18 protein-coding genes and 1 pseudogene are annotated in these 19,564 nt (G+C 60.9%); 5 read left to right on the forward strand and 14 right to left on the reverse strand.

The genetic code is table 11. The features are described 5' to 3' along the window. Window positions 1–5 precede the first annotated feature (5 nt). On the forward strand, window positions 6–350 hold the full coding sequence (locus EOA75_RS11270; protein ID WP_245466614.1) for a hypothetical protein: 345 nt from the start codon (window positions 6–8) through the stop codon (window positions 348–350). Between the two features lie 249 nt (window positions 351–599). Here EOA75_RS11270 and EOA75_RS11275 read toward each other — a convergent pair whose 3' ends face one another. From EOA75_RS11275 to EOA75_RS11285, 3 genes are all read right to left on the reverse strand, one after another. Continuing rightward, window positions 600–1,004 (reverse strand): Hsp20/alpha crystallin family protein, encoded by a 405-nt coding sequence (locus tag EOA75_RS11275; protein ID WP_127215398.1) that lies wholly within the window; start codon window positions 1,002–1,004, stop codon window positions 600–602. Window positions 1,005–1,016: 12 nt separating this feature from the next. Next, entirely contained in the window at window positions 1,017–1,451 is a 435-nt protein-coding gene (locus EOA75_RS11280; RefSeq protein ID WP_164747352.1) for an Hsp20/alpha crystallin family protein, read from the reverse strand. Between the two features lie 625 nt (window positions 1,452–2,076). Then, a complete protein-coding gene (locus EOA75_RS11285) occupies window positions 2,077–2,295 on the reverse strand; it encodes a hypothetical protein (RefSeq protein ID WP_127215396.1) in 219 nt (72 codons plus the stop codon). A gap of 483 nt (window positions 2,296–2,778) precedes the next feature. Between EOA75_RS11285 and EOA75_RS11290 the strand changes: the two genes are divergently transcribed. The 4 genes and pseudogenes from EOA75_RS11290 (at window position 2,779) to EOA75_RS11310 (ending at window position 6,083) form a co-directional block, all read left to right on the forward strand. Further along, on the forward strand, window positions 2,779–4,110 hold the full coding sequence (locus EOA75_RS11290; RefSeq protein WP_127324267.1) for a sorbosone dehydrogenase family protein: 1,332 nt from the start codon (window positions 2,779–2,781) through the stop codon (window positions 4,108–4,110). Between the two features lie 49 nt (window positions 4,111–4,159). Next, window positions 4,160–4,367, forward strand: a pseudogene (locus EOA75_RS34980) (aldehyde dehydrogenase family protein); the annotation flags it as partial. A 7-nt stretch (window positions 4,368–4,374) separates the two neighbouring features. Next, window positions 4,375–5,433, forward strand: coding sequence for an alpha/beta hydrolase (locus EOA75_RS11300; RefSeq protein WP_245466612.1), 1,059 nt, complete (start codon window positions 4,375–4,377; stop codon window positions 5,431–5,433). A gap of 398 nt (window positions 5,434–5,831) precedes the next feature. Next, window positions 5,832–6,083: a hypothetical protein gene (locus EOA75_RS11310; RefSeq protein ID WP_127215392.1), complete on the forward strand. Its 252-nt coding sequence runs from the start codon at window positions 5,832–5,834 to the stop codon at window positions 6,081–6,083. Between the two features lie 362 nt (window positions 6,084–6,445). Here the strand turns inward: EOA75_RS11310 and EOA75_RS35590 are convergent, their stop codons facing one another. The 11 genes from EOA75_RS35590 to EOA75_RS11360 all read right to left on the reverse strand — a co-directional run bounded on the left by EOA75_RS35590 (window position 6,446) and on the right by EOA75_RS11360 (window position 19,267). After that, entirely contained in the window at window positions 6,446–6,568 is a 123-nt protein-coding gene (locus tag EOA75_RS35590) for a hypothetical protein (protein ID WP_259979830.1), read from the reverse strand. A 135-nt stretch (window positions 6,569–6,703) separates the two neighbouring features. Next, window positions 6,704–6,982 (reverse strand): hypothetical protein, encoded by a 279-nt coding sequence (locus EOA75_RS11315; RefSeq protein WP_245456985.1) that lies wholly within the window; start codon window positions 6,980–6,982, stop codon window positions 6,704–6,706. 942 nt (window positions 6,983–7,924) lie between these two features. Next, on the reverse strand, window positions 7,925–9,535 hold the full coding sequence (locus tag EOA75_RS11320; RefSeq protein ID WP_127240984.1) for a GMC family oxidoreductase N-terminal domain-containing protein: 1,611 nt from the start codon (window positions 9,533–9,535) through the stop codon (window positions 7,925–7,927). Beyond that, the gene (locus tag EOA75_RS11325; protein WP_127240983.1) at window positions 9,532–11,049 is read right to left on the reverse strand and encodes an FGGY-family carbohydrate kinase; all 1,518 of its coding nucleotides are present in this window, start codon (window positions 11,047–11,049) and stop codon (window positions 9,532–9,534) included. The genes EOA75_RS11320 and EOA75_RS11325 overlap by 4 nt, the downstream gene beginning before the upstream one ends. Continuing rightward, a complete protein-coding gene (locus tag EOA75_RS11330) occupies window positions 11,042–11,884 on the reverse strand; it encodes a class I fructose-bisphosphate aldolase (RefSeq protein WP_127215084.1) in 843 nt (280 codons plus the stop codon). Before EOA75_RS11330 ends, EOA75_RS11325 begins: the two co-directional genes overlap by 8 nt. Further along, complete coding sequence (locus EOA75_RS11335) at window positions 11,875–13,605, reverse strand: glycerol-3-phosphate dehydrogenase/oxidase (RefSeq protein WP_127324268.1); 1,731 nt, start codon at window positions 13,603–13,605, stop codon at window positions 11,875–11,877. Before EOA75_RS11335 ends, EOA75_RS11330 begins: the two co-directional genes overlap by 10 nt. A 58-nt stretch (window positions 13,606–13,663) precedes the next feature. Continuing rightward, window positions 13,664–14,659, reverse strand: a complete 996-nt coding sequence (locus EOA75_RS11340) for an aldo/keto reductase (RefSeq protein ID WP_127324269.1) — start codon at window positions 14,657–14,659, stop codon at window positions 13,664–13,666. Continuing rightward, entirely contained in the window at window positions 14,649–15,629 is a 981-nt protein-coding gene (locus EOA75_RS11345) for a sugar-binding transcriptional regulator (protein WP_127215087.1), read from the reverse strand. Before EOA75_RS11345 ends, EOA75_RS11340 begins: the two co-directional genes overlap by 11 nt. A gap of 18 nt (window positions 15,630–15,647) precedes the next feature. Then, window positions 15,648–16,643, reverse strand: a complete 996-nt coding sequence (locus EOA75_RS11350; RefSeq protein WP_127215088.1) for an ABC transporter permease — start codon at window positions 16,641–16,643, stop codon at window positions 15,648–15,650. A gap of 14 nt (window positions 16,644–16,657) precedes the next feature. Further along, complete coding sequence (locus EOA75_RS11355; RefSeq protein WP_127241784.1) at window positions 16,658–18,178, reverse strand: sugar ABC transporter ATP-binding protein; 1,521 nt, start codon at window positions 18,176–18,178, stop codon at window positions 16,658–16,660. Window positions 18,179–18,247: 69 nt separating this feature from the next. Continuing rightward, window positions 18,248–19,267: a substrate-binding domain-containing protein gene (locus EOA75_RS11360; protein WP_127215090.1), complete on the reverse strand. Its 1,020-nt coding sequence runs from the start codon at window positions 19,265–19,267 to the stop codon at window positions 18,248–18,250. Window positions 19,268–19,564: the final 297 nt, after the last annotated feature.

The raw sequence follows: 19,564 nt of genomic DNA on the forward strand, positions 1-19,564 counted from the left end.
CAGAAATGGACCGACAGATGCTTTCGCCGATCATTCCTTCCCTTGCTCCCGACATATCAGACCTTTCGCTCGACCGGCTGCTGTCGCCGGCCAGCCATTTTCAGCACCCGCAGGATGTGCTGGAGGACGGCTCACTAGACATATGGGAAAAGCGGGCGATCCTTTCGTCGTGGGCATCCGACGCTTGCGCCGTCGAATCCATGCCGGCGCTGCGGCAGCCGCCGGGTACCGAACTGCCGGTCTCCTTCGACGACATCATGGATGCGCTGCGCCGGCTCGACACGGCTGCCCCGCCGCGCGGCTCTACCGATGACGACCAGCGGCAGCTGGTCGAGCGACTGAGCGCGTGAGGCTAAGAAGGATGGCGGACAGCCGTCAGCTCTGAACGCACGCCCGCTTGCGCGCTCGACTTTGTCGAATAGCGAGAGGTTGTCGAATAGCGAGAGGGCGCAGCCGCGGTTCGACGTTTGCACCTGCTAACTGCGCTTTTTCGCGAATGCCCACACCATTAGCGGGTACTCTTCATCATTCTGAGATAACGATTACCGCCATCCCTCTAGTCTCTGATTCGCATCGTCAACCTTCTCTAGCCTCAAGGGCTAAGCCATCTTGAGTTGGATTTTGCGGGCCTTGGCCGGCGCGGCCTTGGGCAGCACCAGACGCAGGACGCCGTTCTTCTGGGACGCCTCGATGCCGTCGCGGTCGATGTCCTCGGATAGCATGAAGACGCGCTCATAATCGCCGGCGCTGTATTCGGCATAGACCTGACGATAATTTTCATGCTGTTGATCGGCCGCGTAGCCGCGGATCGCCAGTGTCCGTTTCTCAAGCGTGATATCCACTCCATCCGGGGCGACGCCGGGCATGTCGACCAGAAGGACGACATTGTCCTGCGTCTCATAGATATCGGCGCGCGGCACGAATACGGACCGCGAGCGGGTCCGTTCGCCGCCGTCAGGCTGGCTGATGACCTGGCGATCGGTGGTCTTTAGTTCCTGAGCCATGGTTCCCTCCTCTCATCCCTTGATCTGGATCTTCTTCGGCCGATCCGCCTCCGGTCGATGCAGTTCGACCTCGAGCACCCCGTTGCCGAAACGCGCCTCGACCTGTTCCGGATCGACGCGGAACGGCAGTTGCACCGTCCGGGAGAAGCTTCCCAAGGGGCGCTCGCGACGATGCCAGACGGATTTCTCGTCCTCCGCCCGAGATTCGCATTCGCCCTTCAATGTTAGTGTATTGTCGCGCACCGTAAGTTCGACCTCGTCGGGCGCGATCCCAGGCAGTTCGGCGGTCAGCGCTACGCTATCGTTGCCGACCCAAAGATTGACCGGGGGAAACTCCTGGGCGGCACTGGCCGTCAGGCCGGCCAGACGCTGATTCACTTCCTGTTGCATGCGCCGCACTTCCAGAAACGGATCGAATCCGACGCGGCCCAAATCCGATAACAGCATGGGTATCCTCCTTCGATTGACGACCAGACGCCGCAACGCGCGAAGCACGCGTGCACCGGAAGCGAACTGGATCGAAGGCAATCGGGCGGCGATCAGGCAGAGAACGAGACGGCCAGGAGCCAGCTCGCAACCGCGAGGAGGGAAGTTCGAGCAAACGCCGGAACATATCCTCCATGCGAGCGACATGAACCGAACTCGATCCCTGATAGGACCGTTGTTCCCGTGCCAGGACCCGATATCGGCATCCGGCAAAAATGAGTTAGGGAGGGCCAAATTGCGTTTCAAGAGGTGGTCTTTGAGACGCTCTGCGATCCCCAACCGGGCCGCTTCGGCCGTGACCGTTAGCCTCACGGCGCCTCAGTAACGGAGCGCCAACCCAAAGCTCGACGGCCCTGCATCGATTGCAGAGAGGCCGTCGGGAGCCGTCAAACCGGCAAAGAGCAAGGCGGCATCGGGCTATCGAGTTCTAGGCCCGCTTGGCGCGGAAGGCATAGCGGCCCGGGCGTGACCAACTTTCGGATCTAGGCCTCGCCTACCGTTGGTCACCGGCAGGGCAGCGCCTAGCTTCGCGGCGAGCACAGGATCGCCAATTGCATAGGTGGTGCTGGGGCGAGATTTCGCGGTGCTAGCGATTGTCAAGCAAGACGGCCAACTGTCTGGTGCCGGCGCTTTCTACAATCAGTTCTTCCAGCCATAGCTCGCTGGCCCGAGTAGCGGGTGCGCGACGTCTGACGACACGTATCGCGTCTGATATGGAAACTGCTGTGGTCTTCGCATGATCATCCAGGTATCGGCCCACTTCAATCACGACATCCGCATCGACGTTGGGCGGCAATTCTCGCATGGCACCCTCCTGGAAGCACGAGCCCCAAGTATCGCGCTGAGGAGTCGGAGAGTCGACACGGACCAAAGGCCCGTAACGAGACGAGATGTTTTATCGATACAACATGAAGCCGCTGAACGCTCGCTTGGGCTTCTCTGCTTTTTTTGGCTCTTGCGGTGTGCCCACGCTTGCCACCTTCCCAACGAAGGCGCCGGGCTGATCTGGGCGAGATAGATCATGCCGGCGACGTATGGCTTGCGACAGGCCAACCAGGCGAGGCGTCATCCAACCAGGCTTATCTTGGTTCGCTCGAGTTTGGGCCGCCGGCGTTGCCGGAATCTCCTCGCGGCATATCTATGGCAGAGAGCAGAGCGTCGCGAACTCCTGGCTCTCAAGCGGATCGGCAACGGATCACGAGCTGCTGTTTTGACTTAATCGGAATACCAAGCCGCTGACTTGCGTTTAACCAAGAGCACGAGGCGAATCCGAACGGAGGGACGTTCGATGCATGCCGGCTTCCCGCAAAACTTGATCCTAGCTGGATTGGGAGTCCTCATAGTCAGCTGCGCTAGCGTCCCAGCTCAGAAAATGGTGGCAGTAAGCGGCTATGGCCCTAACCCTACCCTGCCGAAACCGACACCCACACTGATCCCAACCGTCAACATCGCGGAGGCAACAGGCTGGCAGAAAGGTGGTATGCCAACCCCGGCGAAGGGGCTGAGGGTGACGGCGTTCGCCGCCGGCCTCGACCATCCGCGCTGGCTGCACGTGCTCCCGAACGGCGACGTGCTTGTGGCCGAAACCAATGCCCCTGCCAAGCATGACGCTGGCTTCAGCCTCAGAAAGCTCGTCATGAACCAGGCCATGAAGCGGGCCGGCGCTGCGACCATCAGCGCTAACCGCATCACGCTCCTGCGCGACACCAATGGCGACGGCGTTGCGGATGTGCGCAGAATTTTCGTGGAAGGCCTCAATTCGCCCTTCGGCATGACGCTTTCCAAAGGCAAGCTCTATGTTGCCAACACCGACGCGCTCGTCGCTTTCCCCTACTCCAACGGCCAGACCCGAATAACCGCGCCGCCGGAAAAGATCGTCGACTTGCCGGCCGGAGACATCAACCATCATTGGACCAAGGACGTGATCGCAAGTCCGGACGGACGCAAACTTTATGTCACGGTTGGCTCCAACAGCAACGCTGGAGAAAATGGCATCGCTGCGGAGAAAAACCGCGCCGCCGTCCTTGAGGTGGATCGGTCCAGCCGCAACACCCGGGTTTTCGCGTCCGGGCTGCGCAACCCAAACGGGCTCTCCTGGAATCCTGAAACCGGCGAGCTTTGGGTCGCCGTAAACGAGCGTGACGAGATTGGGGACGATCTCGTGCCTGATTACATCACTTCAGTTCGCAACGGCGCCTTCTATGGCTGGCCCTACAGCTATTATGGGCAGAACGTCGACGAACGCGTCAAGCCGCAGCGCCCTGATCTTGTGGCGGAGGCAGTCAAGCCCGACTATGCGGTCGGCTCCCACACCGCCTCTCTGGGTCTTGCCTTCTCCAGACGCGCGTCGCTCGGCACGGCCTACGGCAACGGCGCTTTCGTTGGCCAGCACGGCTCATGGAATAGAAGCGTGCACAGCGGTTATAAGGTGATCTTCGTGCCGTTCCGCGGTGGTAGACCGAGCGGGCCGCCGAAGGACGTGCTCACCGGCTTCCTCGGACATGATGGCAAGGCGATGGGCCGTCCGGTCGGCGTTGCTGTCGATCGGGCCGGCGCGCTGCTCGTCGCCGACGATGTTGGTAATGTCATCTGGCGGGTCACCCGAGCGAAGGTGCGTTAGCATCAGTGCCTTTCTGGCCGCGTTTTCCGCAACCGCGATCTCCAGCGCCGAGTATGGCCTTGCCGCCTATATCTACGCACGCGTCTTGCAAGGCACCCGCATGGCATCGAAGATCGAGCCCGTTATGATCGCGCTCAATCGCGATCTGATGTCCGACCCTGCCGACCCTCCGCAAGCGTCAAGCAGAGCGGGCTTGGGCGCGAGGGCGGCCAGAAGCATTACAAGCCGAGTTCATGGAGGCGAAATACTCGCCGTGATGATCTGATGAGAGAGATGGCGAAAGACCCATTCCGCACGCTCGATCACGTCCCCGAGTTCGACGACATCGTCGCCGAGATCCGCCGCAGAAGTGCGGAGACCAGGGCGAAAATCCCCATGATCGCTGATGTCGCTTATGGAGCCGGCCACGCTGAAACTCTGGACCTCTTTTTCCCTGAAGGCAGACGCGATCGACTGCCGGTGCATATCTTCATCCATGGCGGCTACTGGCGCATGTTCTCCAAGACAGACTATTCTTACGTCGCGGGATGTGTAACCAAAGCAGGAGCGATCGCGGTCATTATGGGCTATGCGCTGATGCCGGCGGTGAGGATGGCCACGATCGTCGACCAGATACGCCGCGCCAAGCGGTGGGTGGATGAACACATCGAAAGCCACGGCGGCGACCCCGGCAAGTTGACCGTCAGCGGCCATTCCGCCGGCGCGCACCTCGCGACGATGCTTTTCGACGACGACAGCCGACCATCGGGTCTCAAAGGAGCGCTCCTGCTCGGTGGCATCTACGATTTAAGGCCGTTGCAAGAGTCGTTCCTCGCTCCTGAAATAGCCATCACCGATGAAGAGGTTGAGCGGTTTTCGCCGATCGACCATCGTTTCGATCCGTCGGTGACAGTCCAGATCTCGGTCGGGGCGGATGAAACCCCGCCTTTTCATAGCCAGGCTGCGGCTTTTGCGGAGCATCTGAAAAACCAAGGACTGGGTGTTTCACGAACGAGCCTGGCGAGGGTGAACCATATGAGCAGCGTCCGCGATTCTGGGCATACCCGACACAGATGCTGCCCGGTCTTTGGTACATCTGCTGGCATCTGTTTCGGGAGTGTCTTGATCCGGCGGAATCGCGCGGGCTTTGACATGCGATGCCAGGGAACCACGATGAAGGCCCTGCCAGCCTCCGTTTGCGCGGCACCGAAGGGGAACTCATCCTGCACAGAGGCCGGCAGGGCGAGCTGGGCGTATGACCGGCCAAGTCATCCGGCCCGCCGTCAAGCGAAGCCGGTGACTTGGGCATATCGGTGGTCGGCGTTGCTACCGTCCAACGAGTGAACGCGAGGGCGCTCAGGAGCACGTGGCGCCGCGGAGCAGCATAGGCGCCGAAATCGCGAGGGCGCATCGCGCAACTCATGAAACCATGTTTCGCAACAGCCGGCTCGAGGGGGCTGTCTCATCAGTTGTCGAATTAGCACCCGGCCTTGCCTCGGTGCACTTCACATGGATCCTAACCGGTGCATCAGCTCCGGACGGCGCACCCGCCGGAACACGGCAAGGCATTCTGCTTCTGGTTGTGAAGGAAGAACCGTCGGGCTGGCGGATAAAGGTGGCTCAGAACACCGACATCGTTCCAGGCGCGATTGCTCCTCCTTCCAACGAAAGAAGGTGAGCGCCCGAGAGGGAACAAGCTGATCGAGTGCAAGTTGGGACGCTCCTTTGTTGGAGTGAGCCTGATGACGGTTAGGCTTTACAGGGTGGAAGAGATGGTCGGCGACATGCCGATATCCTATCGCGTAGCCAGCGCAGACACTCCTTGGGAGGCCGCCAAAAAGGCCACCGGCAAGGACGTCACGGCACGGACAGATGAACGCTTTTGGGTGCGGGTGACCGATGAAGGAAACCGCACGGTTTACAAATATGCCTACAAGTCTCGTGCCTCGGGCGCCTTTAAGGTTCTGGCAGGCTTGGCCGCAAGACTGACTTAGCGAGTCCGCAGAAGAGCCCGCCGCACCTCCTCCGCGAGCGGGCTCTTTGCGTCAGGACCGACCCGACAGGGCGCGCTCGACCGTCTCCCGGGAGCTGCGACCAGGAACCGAACTGCAGCGGAACAAAAAGCCCGCCGACCGGGGCCGACGGGCTTTGATGCGAAACCAGCGAACTCAAGCCGGCTCGACGGGTGGTCCCGAAATTGGGGCAGCCGCTACCGTAGCCAGACGTTCACGCTTGCGGAGAGTGGGCTTCTCGTATGTCTTCTTCACAAAATTCCCCCTATGGTCTTCAAACGCGGCGAAACTGGCCTGTGCTATCGCCGGTTGTCAAGAGCGTCGGGGGCGAGCGCAACTGGCGTTCACTGCATTCCCGTAGCTGCGACTATGATGAGGCCCATCGCAGCCGCAACGATGACAGCCATCATGGCGATCTCAAAGCCGCTTCCGCCGTTGAGTATTTTTTTGTCGGCCATGGTTTTCACGCTTTCCGCTCCTGAACTAGGCGCCCGCCTGTGGGCGACAAGCCACCAAACTTGGTTGGCTCGTCTTCTGGCGAGGGCAGAAGCGCGCCGTCATTTAAAAATGATGGACGTCCCTGCGCAGGCATCTTCGCCGTGTCAATCGGCCAAGCCGCCCCCACGGCGCTGCATCGCTTCTTTCAGAAGGTGAAACACGCTATCGACCTCCTCGTATATCTCTTGCGGCGCGATGCCCTGACGCCCGGCAGTAGCCAGGAGTTCGACGACGAGATCGGCAATGGCCCCTGGGTCTTCGGTGCTCACGTTTGGCAGATGTTCTGCCATCCATCGGTTCAGAAATTTCAAAGCCCGCGCGCTCATGCTGAGGAAAATCTGGCCGCTACCTTCAGGTCCTTCCTCGAAATCCGTCGCATGCAAGAGCCCCCTCGTTAGAGGGGGACGAGCGGGCTCCATGCCTTTCAGACGGCACGGATAGAATGCGAGGTCGACCGGTGCCGTCTGAAAGCAGGATCGCATGCCCGTTGAGATGTTCTATTCAGACAGAAGTCGTAGAGACCGACACTTTGGTCCCTATGCTGATACCTTCGCGCCTCGCTGCGTCATTTGAGAGCCGAAAGCCCTCGCAGTAGGTCAGCTTCGTCGGTGGTGGCCTCACCAAAAGCTTGGAAAACTTCCCTAGCCAGAGTTCCCGCTGTTCGCGATCCTTCTTGGCCAGGCGTCGCTCATCGTACAACCGGTTAAACACCCGCTGGAGCATGTCCAGATCAGCAGGCCCGTAGACGCGACTGCTACGCGACAACGACATAAGCGCCGCCCCTTCAGCACGGCATCTGCCACCATCCACAGACCTGGCAACCTAGAAAGTCCGGCGCTTACGCTTATTGGCAGCGACGGCCGTTTAGATATGCCTAAAGTCGCTTCCAAATATTAAATCCGCCCTGGCGGCTGGCAGTTCGAAGCGTTGTAGTTTGTCTATCCCCTCCCGCTGCAGGGCAAAGGTGCCATCTGCCGAGCCTGAGGTGCCCTCGCGCGAGACCAAGCCGCATGATCCGTGTCTCAGTTTGAACTTTTTTGGGCCACCACGAGCGCACCTTGGTCGTCGCCAGAAGATGACGGGAACGCGCTATGCGTTCCTGCGATTGAGAGCGAGCATCCTCAACGCTCTGTCTGAATTCAAGACGCAAGGCCCTTGCCCGCTCCGTAATGGCGGAGGAATGATTCAGAAGGGCACGATGGGTTTCGAGGGGAGACATAGCTTGGCTCCGGTCTTATGCAGACGGGAGCGCTGGGTCGACTAACGCTCGTTGCGCTCACAGGACAATCGCACCATAGGAATTGCCCAACAGGGCGTCTGCGATACTAGCGAACCCTCAAAAGCAACTCAGCCGCCTTTTCCGCGATCATTAGCGCAGGGGCGTGCGTATTGCCTGACACAATGGTGGGCATGATGGAACAGTCGGCAATACGCAGGCTTTCGAAGCCGCGCACCTTCAATTCGGGATCTACGACGGCGGCATCGTCCGCACCCATCCTGGCGGTGCCGACGGGATGGAAGATCGTCGTGGCGATGTCGCCGGCGGCGCGCGCGAGTTCCTCAGGCGCCTGGATGTGGACGCCCGGCTTGAACTCCTCCGGTCGATATCGCGCCATCCGCTTCGTGGCCATGAGCCGGCGCGCCGCCGTGATCGAGGCAGCGGCGACTTCGCGGTCCCCATCCGTCGAGAGGTAGTTCGGCGCGATCGCCGGATGGTCCTCCGAGCGCGGCGAGACGATCCGCACCGTCCCACGCGATTCGGGCCTGAGGTTGCACACCGAGACCGTGATCGCCGGGAAGCTGTGCAGCGGCTGGCCGAATGCCTCCAGCGAAAGCGGCTGGACATGGAACTCGATATTGGCTGTCTCGAAGCGCGGATCGGATTTCATGAAGATGCCGAGCTGGCTTGGCGCCATCGACATCGGACCTGATCGCCAAAATGCGTATTCCAACGCGATCCGCACCTTGCCCCACAGGCTTGCCTGCCGCTCGTTCAGTGTCTGAGCGTCGGCGATCTTGAAGGCCGTGCGAATCTGCAAATGGTCCTGCAGGTTCTCGCCAACGCCCGGCAGGTCGTGCTGCACTTGGATGCCATGCCCTTGCAGCAGCGAACCCGGCCCGATGCCGGACAGCTGCAGTATCTGCGGCGTGCCGATGGCGCCGGCCGACAGGATCAGTTCACCGGAAACCTCGACCGATGATGGCGTCCCGTTGTGTCGAAATTCCAGGCCTGTCGCCTTGCGGCCAGAGAGCACAATTCGTTCAGCGTGCGCCTGGGCCAGGATGGTCAGGTTCCTGCGGTTGCGGATCGGACGGATGAAGGCGCGCACTGCGTTGAAGCGGAAGCCGGCTTTCTGGTTCACCTCAAAATAGGACGAGCCGAAATTGTCACCAGCGTTGAAGTCGTCGACTTTGGGCACGCCGAGTTCCTCGGCCGCCTCGCGGACCGCGTCGAGGATCGGCCAGGAGAGCCGCTGGCGCTCGACGCGAAGCTCTCCGCCCTGGCCATGAAAGGCCCCGTTCAGCCGTTGATGGTCCTCGGACCTCTTGAACAGCGGCAATACATCGCCCCAGCCCCATCCGCGATTGCCGAGCTGGCGCCAGTGGTCGTAGTCGGCCGCCTGGCCCCGCATGTAGATCATGCCGTTGATCGACGAGCAGCCGCCCATCACCTTGCCGCGTGGATAGGCAAGCGAGCGGCCATTCAGACCAGGCTCTTCGGTGGTGCGATAGCCCCAGTCGGTCCGCGGATTGCCCATGCAATAGAGGTAGCCGACCGGGATGTGGATCCAGGGATAGTTGTCCGATCCGCCAGCTTCCAGAAGCAGCACGCGTTTCGCCGGATCGGCGCTCAGCCGGTTGGCGAGCACGCAGCCGGACGAGCCTGCGCCGACTATGACGTAGTCGAAGGATCCTATATCCAGGCGTTGGCTCATGCCGGGCGTTGTCCAGAGACCAGATCGTTCCATAACGGGCGCATGACGTTGGCAATCTCGCCGGACAGACGATAGCGCCGATCATAGTGAAGCCTTAACCGAGGGTCCGGCCGGTACACTGTGCGCGGCCGCGTCATGGCGGCGATGCCGGCCTCGTAGTCGGCAAACAGGCCGGCCGCAACGCCGGCTCCTATCGCAGCGCCCAGAGCGCCAGTCTCGCGCGCTTCCGGCACGGTGATCGGCACGCCGAGACCATCCGCGAACATCTGCGGCCAGTGCGGGCTGCGCGATCCGCCGCCGGAGAGCACGGCCCGGTCAAAGGTAACGCCGGCTTTCGTCAGCACCTCGATGTGCCGCCGGTGTTCGAACATAACCCCCTCGAAAAGCGCGCGCAGCAAATGCCCTTCCTGGTGCCACCCGGTCAGCCCGTAGAAGCCCGCGCGAAAATCGGAACCCAGGCGCGAGCCATAGAGGAACGGATGGAAAATCGGATCGTCCGTCGCCGGCGTCACCTTGCCGATCTGCTCGTTGCAGTGTCCGAACGGGTCGTCGTGATGATGCCCGCGCTCGACGAGTTCCCTAACGTACCACTCGAGATTGGCCGCCGAAGTTGCGCTGGCCTCGATGTTGACGAAGCGACCCGGACCAAACCGTGCAACCATGAAGACGTTCCGATCGACGACAGGTGCTGTTGAGAACACCTGATTGATCGACCACGTCCCGGCGACGATCGACGCCTCCCCTGCTCCGATTGCGCCGGCGCCCGTGGCGCTCGATACCACGTCAAAGTAGCCTGCGATCACCGGCGTGCCCGCCGCCAAGCCGGTCTGCGCCGCCGCTTCGGTCGTCACTACGCCGGCAATGTCGGCCGGATCGAGTAGACGCGGCAGCTTTGCCCTGGCGTCTTCCAGGCCGTAGAGCGCCAGCAGTTCACCATCATACTCGGCATCCGGCATCCGAACGAAGCCGGCGCCCGACATGTCGGAAACATCGCTCACCCTTTCGCCGGTAAGTCGGAAGGTGATTAAGTCCTTGCACAGCATTACGGTGCGCGCACTGAAGTAAAGCTGCGGCTGGTTGGCCTTGACCCAGGCCAGCAAAGTCGGGGTTTGCGACGGCCAGGGCTTCTGCAGGCAGATCGCATGCAGCGCGTCGCCCGCCCTCGCATTAAGCGACGCCGCGACATTGGCGGCGCGGGTATCCAGCGACTGGATCCCCAGCAGCGGTCGGCCGGCGTCGTCTATCAGATAGAGGCCGTTGCCATGGCCGGCGCAGCCTACGGCCGCGATGGCCGACGGATCGATCCCGGCTGCTGAGAGACAAATGCGGATCGCCTCGCAGGCGTTCGCCCACAGTTCATCAAGGTCGCGTTCCACATGGCCGGGTTGCGGCGTATGAGAGCGGCCGTCGATGGCATGCATGCCGATCTGCCGACCTGCCAGGTCGAACAGCACGGCTTTGATAACTGTGTTGCCGGCATCGAGGCCGAGCAGGTAACGTTCCTGATCAGCCACGGTTGTAGATATCCCAGGCTTCTTCGCCGCTGGCCTCATTGTGAATCAGCGCCATCAAAGCGCTAACGACTGCCTTCGGATTAGCATGCTGGTAGACGTTGCGACCGTAGACCAACCCCTTCGCGCCGGCCTTCAGCATAGCCGCCGACTTACTCAGGACGATCTTCAGATCCTCCCTGCCGCCACCACGCACGAGCACTGGAACCCTCGCTGTTTCGACGACTTTGTGGAAATCGTTTGGATTCTCGGTCGGGTCGGCCTTGATAATGTCGGCGCCCATTTCCGACGCCAGACGCACCAGAGTGATGATCTTCTCGGCGTCGCCATCGACCTGGTAGCCGCCGCGCACGTCGTTGGGAAGCATAACAAGCGGTTCGATCATCAATGGCATGCCGTAGCGGTGGCAGGCGGCGCGCACGCGGCTGATATTCTCGACGCACTGGCGGAAAAGCTCAGGCTCGTCCGGCAACATGAAGAGATTGACCACCACGCAGGCCGCGTCCATTTCCAGCGCGCCGATGACCGGTTCGTCGGCATTCTGCAGCATCGACCACATGACGCGATGGCGTTGAGCATTGTACGGATTGCCCATATCGATACGCATGACGAGCGCCGGCTTGTCTTTTTCCGGACGCAATTGCAGCAGGTCAGCCTGTCCATAGGCCATCTGTATGGCGTCGGGCTTGGCACGGATCAACGCGTCGACGACGCCCGGCATGTCTTCAAGGCCGACCAGAAAGCTTGGCTCGTTGCAAACGCCGTGGTCGAGCGCCACATCGAGGCATCTGCCGTTCGTGAACATGCGATTCATGCGGGCCTTGCTGCTCACGCGCATGCGATACTCCTGTCATGTGTCCGTTGGTCGAGCGCCCCCCGTGAGACACCGTGATACCGGTCGAGTGCGTCGAGGAAACCATCGATTTCGGAGTGCCGGCGCCTTGCATCCCAGCGCCTCTCCTTTGCCAGAATGCCGGCCACGCGTCCAACCAGGTTTGTCGAGAGGCTTCCTCGGATGGCGAGGCCGGTACGGCGCTGCAGCAGGTCCGCAAGATCGACCACGAACTCATGTCTGCACAGGAAGACGATCTCCGCTTGCGTGATTTCGGTGGCTGCATCCAGCTTCACATCGTCGTCGCGCCCTCTGCAAAACGCTGCGACCTCGCGCGCACCTGTACCGTAGGCTTCGACCAGGTGCGAAGCGCGCGAGCGGGCGATTGCAAAATCCCGAACCAGCTCGTCCATCAAACTTTCGCCGTCATCCGAAAAGCCCTTGCCGCCGCCGATCGGCATGGCGATGGTCGATCTCAGGCGTGGCTTTCCCAGTTCGGCCAGCACAGCATCGGCCGTTTGCTCCGCAAACGCCCGGAATGTCGTCCACTTACCGCCGATCATACAGAATTGCGGCACTTCGCCGTCAAGCCGGTGTACGAAATGTCCGCGCGAAATTCGTCCGGTGAAGGCATGGTCGCTCTTCGGCAGCGGACGGATGCCGCTGTAAGTGTAGACGACATGCGAGCAGTTCACGTCGATACCGGGAAACACGGCGCGGACCGCGCCCAGAATGTATTCCAGCTCATCAGCTTCACACCGCACTCGCTCGGCCTGTCTCACCCGAATGTCGGTCGAACCGGCAAGAACCCTGCCGAGATAGGGAAATACGATGCAGACCCGTCCGTCGTCGTTTTCGAAGAAGATCATATGACCGCCAAGCCCCCGGTAAAGAGGCTCGCAATCGAGGATAAGGTGAGAGCCCTTCGTCCCTTCGACGAGACGGTCATCGGTAACTACGTCTCCGCTAAGTTTTGCGACGGCTTCGTCGACCCACGCACCGGTGGCATTGACCACAGCCTTGGCGGATACGGTGAAGCGCCCTTCAGTGACGGTGTCGGTGACCACGAAGTTTGAGCCTTCGCGTGACAGTTCTGCGTAGTTCAGCGCAACGCTTTCCGGGGCGAAACGCGCGGTATCGAGGAGAAGCTCGACGCCGAGCCGCTCCGGGTAGCTTATCCAGGCGTCGTAGTAGGTGGCCGAGTAGCGCAGCTTCGGGTCCAGGCCCGGCCACTGGGCAAATGTCTGCTGCGCGTTGCGAAAGACATGTCGCGGGAGAATTCGGCGGTGTCGGGTCGTCCAGTCGTATAGGGCGAGACCGGCCTTGACTGCGAGCGCGCCGCGGCTTGAGGGCGTCTCGGAAACGCCCAGGAAGTTGGCGGCGCCGTTCATAAGTCCTGAGAAGACGGAGCGGATGGGGATGGTCGTCGGCAGCGGCCTCACCATATGCGGCGCGTTCACCAGCAAGGCATCGCGCTCGCGCAGTGATTCCCGCACGAGTTCAAACTCGCCGTTCTCTAGATAGCGAAGTCCGCCATGGATCATGCGCGAAGGCGCCGCGCTGCACCCCGAACAGAAGTCGCTGCGCTCGACCAGCAGGATGCGCAGGCCCTGCAATGCCAGATCGCGGAACACGCCGATGCCGTTGATGCCGCCACCCAGAATGATGACGTCGAAAGCGCCGTTGAGGTGAATTTTCTCGAGATTTTCGTCTCTTTGTTCAGGCATAGCTTCGCCGTTGACTGCTGGAGGCGGTCCGATCGTTTTTCGGGTTGTCTTTCGATATTCAGGCGTCGAGATCAGTCAGATTGCGTTTCGCTGCCTCGCTGATCCGGCTGATATGTTCCCTGGAAAGATGGATTCGCCCGGCCTTGGCGTTTTCCCTTGCTTGCTCCGGGTTGCGCGCGCCGCACAATGCGAAGGTGATGCCCGGCTGCTGCAAAGTCCAGGCGATCACGATCTGCGCCTCGGTTGCCTGGTGCGCGGCGGCAATCGACCGGATTTCCTGCATCAGCCGCGCGACCTTTTCGCGATTGGCCCGGGAAAACCGTGGATTATTCCTGCGCTGGTCGTCGCCTTCGAAAACGCGTTCAGGACCGACCTTTCCCGACAGCAGGCCAAGAGCCAGCGACGAGTAGCTCAAAATTGAGACCTCGTTCTCGATACAGTAAGGCGCGAGCTTGGTTTCGAGGTCGCGGCAGACCATGCTGTATTCCTGCTGGACCGCGTCCAGCTGGCCGGCCGCGAGGTAGGCCTCGACGTCGGTCAATGTAACGTTGCTGGCGCCGATTGAGCGGATCTTGCCCTGTGTCTTGAGGCGTTGCAACGCCTCCATCGTCTCCGCGACGGGCGTGGTCGGGTCCTGCCAATGGGTGATGTAGTGGTCGATGTGGTCGGTGCCGAGCCGCTTCAGGCTCTGCTCGACTTCAAACGCAATCGAGTCGCCGCCGAGATAACGATGTACCGGACAACCGTCGTAGTCGAAGAAATGATTGCCCCTTGTCGTGTGCCAGACCAGACCGCATTTTGTGGCGAGCACAACCTTGTCGCGCCGACCCTTGATCGCCTTGCCGACGATCTCCTCCGACAAGCCCTGACCATATGCCGGCGCCGTATCGATCAACGATACGCCCTCGTCGATGGAGGCACGGATCGCGTCGATGGATTGGCGCTCGTCGGTCCCGCCCCACATCCACCCGCCGATCGCCCAGGTGCCGAGCCCCACCGCCGATGCCTCGATACGGGAACGGCCGATCTGCCGGGTCAAAACTTCATGCGACATTACGAATGCTCCCGGTATTGTTCAAAACGGCATTGGCCGTGTCCTCGTCAACGACGAGCGATTTTACATATCCGCCGTTCAGCGCCGCACGGATCGGGCGCACCTTTTCGACGCCGGAGGCCACGCCCATCACCACCCGACAACGCGCGAGATCATCAGGGTTCAGCGCCACGAGGCACGAGTTGGGCGGATAGTCGGCGATCGTCCCGTCTTCACGGATAAGATGCGCAAGAAATTCGCCCACCGCGCCGCTCTCGAGCAGCGTCTCGCGATCGGGGCTGGAGGTCGGATGCAGATCGTAGTAGCTCGACCCCGGATTCTGGATCGAGCCGATACCAACCAGCGCGACGGCGGCATTTCGGGCGACGTCGAAAACCTTCCGAACCGAAGCCATGTCCATAAGCAGGTCGCGCTGTTTCGGGCTCTCCGCGAAGAGCGGAGCGTGTAGCAGAAGTGTGGAGCCGCCAAGCCGTTCGGACAGGCGCGTCGCCAGATGGTTGACGTCCGTGTAGTGCTTGCCCTGGACGCCGCCAGTCAGCGGAACCACTGTTATGTCGAAAGTGCGTTCGGCCTGGATGTTCTCGACCACGGCGCTCACCGCCTTGCCGCCAGTAATGGCGATGACATCGCCGTCGCGCAATGTTTCGAGCAACTGGTATGCTGCCGCGCGCCCGACTTGCTGCAATGTGCTGTCGGGGCTGCCTATCACAGTCGGCGTCACCACTGCATTCGCAAGCCCCGCGAACTCCGCCAGTTGCCTCTCAATATCGACCAGCAACTGGAACGGGCTTTCGATGGCGATCTTCACCATGCCCAGCTTGCGGCCCTGCGCGATCAGTCGGTTCACCTTGGACGGCGACAGGTTGAGCGCCGCCGCGATGTCGTTCTGTTTCATGCCGTCCATGAAATGCAGCACCAGCACCGTGTGTATTTGCCGGATCGTCTCGAACTCTTCTCTGCCGTCAGCCATGTCCCAGTCCGATCCCGATCAGCCGCGACGCTTGTTCAAGTAATGGTCGATCGTCACCGCGGTCAGGAGGATCGAGCCCCGGATAATGTCCTGCCAGTATACGGAGACGTCCAGCAGGGCGAGCGAACTGGAAACCACAGACAGCAGTATTGTCCCCAGGATCGAGCCGAGAACCGTGCCTGAGCCACCCTTCAAGCTGGCGCCGCCGATGACCGCGGCAGCAATGACGTTCAGTTCCATGCCCACGCCGAAAGTCGGCTGGGCCGAGCCGAAGCGCGCCATGTAGATGATCCCCGCAACACCGCTCAGGGTCGCGCACAGCGTCGTGGTGAGGAAGATCACCTTGCTGGTGCGGATGCCGGAATAGGCTGCCGCCTTCTCGTTGCTGCCCGTGTAGAACACCTTGCGGAAGACAGTCGTGCGCCGCAGCATGAAGTCGAACGCCACAACGAATATGATGAATATAACGATGACGACCGGCATCGGCCCTATGGACCCCTGCCCGATGAACTTGAACTCCGGCGACAGCGTGTAGAGGCCCAGCGGTCGCCCGCCTGTCCCCAAGAGGCAAAGCCCGCGCGCGACGACCATCACCGCCAGCGAGACGATGAAATGGTGAAGGCCGACCTTGGTGACGAAGAAGCCCATCACCGCGCCAATTGCCGTGCACGCTGCGATGGCAAGCAGCGAAGCAGTCCAGGGATCCAGGCCTTCGAGGAAGAGCAGTCCAGCGATCACCATCGCGAGCGCGGTCACCGAGCCGACCGACAGGTCGATGCCACCGGAGATGAGCAGGATTGTCATGCCGACGACAACGATGCCTTCGACAGCGAAGGCCATCGCCATTGCCCGCATGTTGTCCCAAGTCAGGAAATAGGGCGACGCGAGGGACATCACCACGAACATGGCCGCGATGATGAGGATGAGGCCAGTCTCTCGCATCTTGAGCAATCGGCCGAGCGCGTTTGCGGCGGAGCCGGTCTCACCTTCCAGGGGGCTCGTAGTCGTGGCCATAAATTTCTCGGCGCTCATGACGCGTGCGGCCGCTCGTCGGCGATGGATGCCAGGTACATGATATTCTCCTCCGTCATCTTTTCGCCGGTGACCTCACCTGTTATTCGGCCTTCCCGCACCACCAGCACGCGATCGCAGATGCCTATCAGTTCTGGAAGCTCCGACGAGATCACCACGACACCGACCCCGGCGCGCGCGAGGTCGCGCAGGATGCGATGGATCTCCGCCTTTGCGCCGACGTCGACGCCGCGCGTCGGCTCGTCGAGAAAGATAACCTTCGGCTCGACTGACAGCATCTTGGCGATCGCCACCTTCTGCTGATTGCCGCCGGAAAGCGCCGAAACCGGCTGGCCGACATGACCGCATTTGAGCGTCAGCCTGCGTCCGAGCTCTTCCGCGCGCTGCGTCTCAAATGCGTCGTCGATCAGCCCCAGCCGAGACGCCACCTGCTCGACCGCCAGCGCCGAAATGTTGGAGGCAATCGACATGTCGAGGAACAGGCCGTCCCCCTTGCGGTCCTCCGAAAGATAGACGATGCCGGCGTCGATGCTGTCGCCATAATTCACCAGCGAGAGCGCCTGGCCATGCAAGGCCACCGCGCCAGTCACATCGCCCTCGAGGCGACAGATGCCCTTGACGATTTCGCTCCGCCCCGCGCCAATCAGGCCGCCAAGACCCAGGATTTCGCCTTTCGCAAGTTGAAAGGAAACGTCGCGGAAGCGCGTCTTTTCCGAGAGGTTAGCCACCTCAAGGATGATCTCCCGAGACTTCTCGTCATCACGCTGCTTCTCCGGATAGAGCTTGTCGATGATGCGCCCCACCATCGCTGCCACCACCTGCTCTGGCGTCGTCTCCTTGATGTCTCGCGTAGTGATGTGTTGGCCGTCGCGCAGCACGGTGACGCGGTCGCAATTGTCGAAAATCTCGGCCATTCGATGCGAAATGTAGATGATGGCGATGCCCTTATCCGCCAGTCTGTGGATGATCTCGAACAGTATCTTGGCTTCGCGTTCGGTCAGTGCGGCGGTCGGCTCATCGAAGATCAGGATGCGGCAATCGAGCGTCAGTGCCTTGGCGATCTCGACGAGTTGCTGTTGAGAGATCGAAAGCACGCCCACGAGCGCCGATGAGTCGATGTCGCCCAATTGCTTAAGAATGGTCGAGGCGCGCGCCTTCAGCTCGGCGTACCTCATCAGCAGCGCCTTGCTGGTGTTTGTCACGCCCATGAAGATGTTTTCGGCGACCGAGATGTCCGGGCACAGCGCGATTTCCTGGTGCACGAAGCCGATGCCGAGTTTCTGAGCCTCGGTCGGCGAGGAGATCGAAACCAGCTTGCCGTCAATGAAAATCTCGCCGCTGTCGGGACGTAGGATACCGTCGATGATCTTCATTAAGGTCGATTTTCCGGCACCGTTCTCGCCGGCGATAGCGTGGACTTCACCACGGCGGAGCTCCAGATCGACACTTCGCAGCGCCGCGACAGGTCCGAACGACTTGCTTAGATTCGATATCTTGAGGATGACGGAGTTATCCATTGCGTCCACGACAAGGTAGGAAGTGTTGGCCCGCGTCCTGGGAGGTGACGCGGGCCTGGGGACGTGATCTTACGCTGGATCGCGACCTTCCATGTACTTGTTCAAGTCGAACGAGTCCGCATTCTCCTTGGTTATGACGGCAAAGCCGTTGTCGGCGAATGGGATACCCATCGGATTGTAGCCTGACGCCTTGTAGTCGTTGAATGGATCGATCAGATCGGGGTGAGCCGCCATGAATGTCGCGACGAAGCCCAGATAGCCCTGCATAACCTGGTTGGGGCTCAGCGCCATGTGGATGTTGCCGGCCTTGATCTGCTCCAGCGTCGCCGGCGTGATGTCGGCGTGTATTATTAGCACTTTCGCCTTCGCCTCCAGGACGGCAGCAACGGCGCCTTCGGCCGAGCCGGCCTCCGGAATCCAGAGCGCCTTCAGGTTCGGGTTCGCCTGCAGCATTGAAGCGACGGCCTTGTTGGCTGCGTTGGCGTCCTGGTTGGTAGCCTGCCGGCCGACCAATTTCATCTTCGGGTATTTCTTGGCGAAATAGTCGATCAGAGCGGTCACGCGCAAGTCGTGGTTGCTTTGGCCGGGATTCTCAAGCACAGCATATTCGGCGCTGTCGCCAACCTGCTTCACGATCTCTTCCGCTGCAAACTTGGCCTCGGCCACGTTGTCCGACGTGATGTACGAGACGCGCTTCGACTTCGGCGAGTCGGCAGCGAAGGTGACCACTGTCGTGCCATCGGCAATCGCCTTGTTGATCGGCTCGATGAACGGATCGGCCTGCATCGGGTGGAGCAGCACGCCGGCCGGCTTCTTGATCAGATTCTGCTCGAACGACGCGATCTGTTTGGTGATGTCATAGTCCGGCGTGCCGGAAAACACTGTCTTGCAGCCCATTGCCTGCGCCGCCTGCTTGAAACCCTGGTAGACCGGGACCCAATAGGGATGCGCAGACACCATGACGTTCATGACATAGGTTTCGTCCGGCTTGCATTGGAATTTGCTTTGTGCGGATGCGCCGCCCGTAACCATGAGCGCAACTGCCATAGTGGCCGCGCTCAGCGCGCTGGCCAATCCAACCCTCTTCATATCTCTCCTCCGCTTGTCTAGCCAGAACGATAGGGTTCTATCGCTCGCTGCAAGAAATTTCATCTGCAGAAATCTCTCGCAAGCAGACATATGGGATTTGCGATCCCCCGTCAACGTCGCTGCGATAAAATTCGTATCTTGAAATTTATTGCATGTCGAAACAGTGCCAAGTGAGAACTGGCAGGAGCTATGCCACCAGGGCCGAGCTAGCGCGTAACCGCGGGGTGGCCACCGACTTCGCCGGTCGATCCGCGGCCATGACCTTTGAAAATGGTCCGGCTGCCTATGGCCCAACGC

It is taken from the genome of Mesorhizobium sp. M1A.F.Ca.IN.022.07.1.1 (genome assembly GCF_003997575.1).
Classification (GTDB): Bacteria; Pseudomonadota; Alphaproteobacteria; order Rhizobiales; family Rhizobiaceae; genus Mesorhizobium.

Bases quoted from the DNA above. Each gene is read 5' to 3' on its own strand.
- EOA75_RS11270 (WP_245466614.1), top strand. From the start codon at position 6: ATGGACCGACAGATGCTTTCGCCGATCATTCCTTCCCTTGCTCCCGAC.
- EOA75_RS11275 (WP_127215398.1), bottom strand. From the start codon at position 1,004: ATGGCTCAGGAACTAAAGACCACCGATCGCCAGGTCATCAGCCAGCCT.
- EOA75_RS11280 (WP_164747352.1), bottom strand. From the start codon at position 1,451: ATGCTGTTATCGGATTTGGGCCGCGTCGGATTCGATCCGTTTCTGGAA.
- EOA75_RS11285 (WP_127215396.1), bottom strand. From the start codon at position 2,295: ATGCGAGAATTGCCGCCCAACGTCGATGCGGATGTCGTGATTGAAGTG.
- EOA75_RS11290 (WP_127324267.1), top strand. From the start codon at position 2,779: ATGCATGCCGGCTTCCCGCAAAACTTGATCCTAGCTGGATTGGGAGTC.
- EOA75_RS11300 (WP_245466612.1), top strand. From the start codon at position 4,375: ATGAGAGAGATGGCGAAAGACCCATTCCGCACGCTCGATCACGTCCCC.
- EOA75_RS11310 (WP_127215392.1), top strand. From the start codon at position 5,832: ATGACGGTTAGGCTTTACAGGGTGGAAGAGATGGTCGGCGACATGCCG.
- EOA75_RS11320 (WP_127240984.1), bottom strand. From the start codon at position 9,535: ATGAGCCAACGCCTGGATATAGGATCCTTCGACTACGTCATAGTCGGC.
- EOA75_RS11330 (WP_127215084.1), bottom strand. From the start codon at position 11,884: ATGCGCGTGAGCAGCAAGGCCCGCATGAATCGCATGTTCACGAACGGC.
- EOA75_RS11335 (WP_127324268.1), bottom strand. From the start codon at position 13,605: ATGCCTGAACAAAGAGACGAAAATCTCGAGAAAATTCACCTCAACGGC.
- EOA75_RS11340 (WP_127324269.1), bottom strand. From the start codon at position 14,659: ATGTCGCATGAAGTTTTGACCCGGCAGATCGGCCGTTCCCGTATCGAG.
- EOA75_RS11345 (WP_127215087.1), bottom strand. From the start codon at position 15,629: ATGGCTGACGGCAGAGAAGAGTTCGAGACGATCCGGCAAATACACACG.
- EOA75_RS11350 (WP_127215088.1), bottom strand. From the start codon at position 16,643: ATGGCCACGACTACGAGCCCCCTGGAAGGTGAGACCGGCTCCGCCGCA.
- EOA75_RS11355 (WP_127241784.1), bottom strand. From the start codon at position 18,178: ATGGATAACTCCGTCATCCTCAAGATATCGAATCTAAGCAAGTCGTTC.
- EOA75_RS11360 (WP_127215090.1), bottom strand. From the start codon at position 19,267: ATGAAGAGGGTTGGATTGGCCAGCGCGCTGAGCGCGGCCACTATGGCA.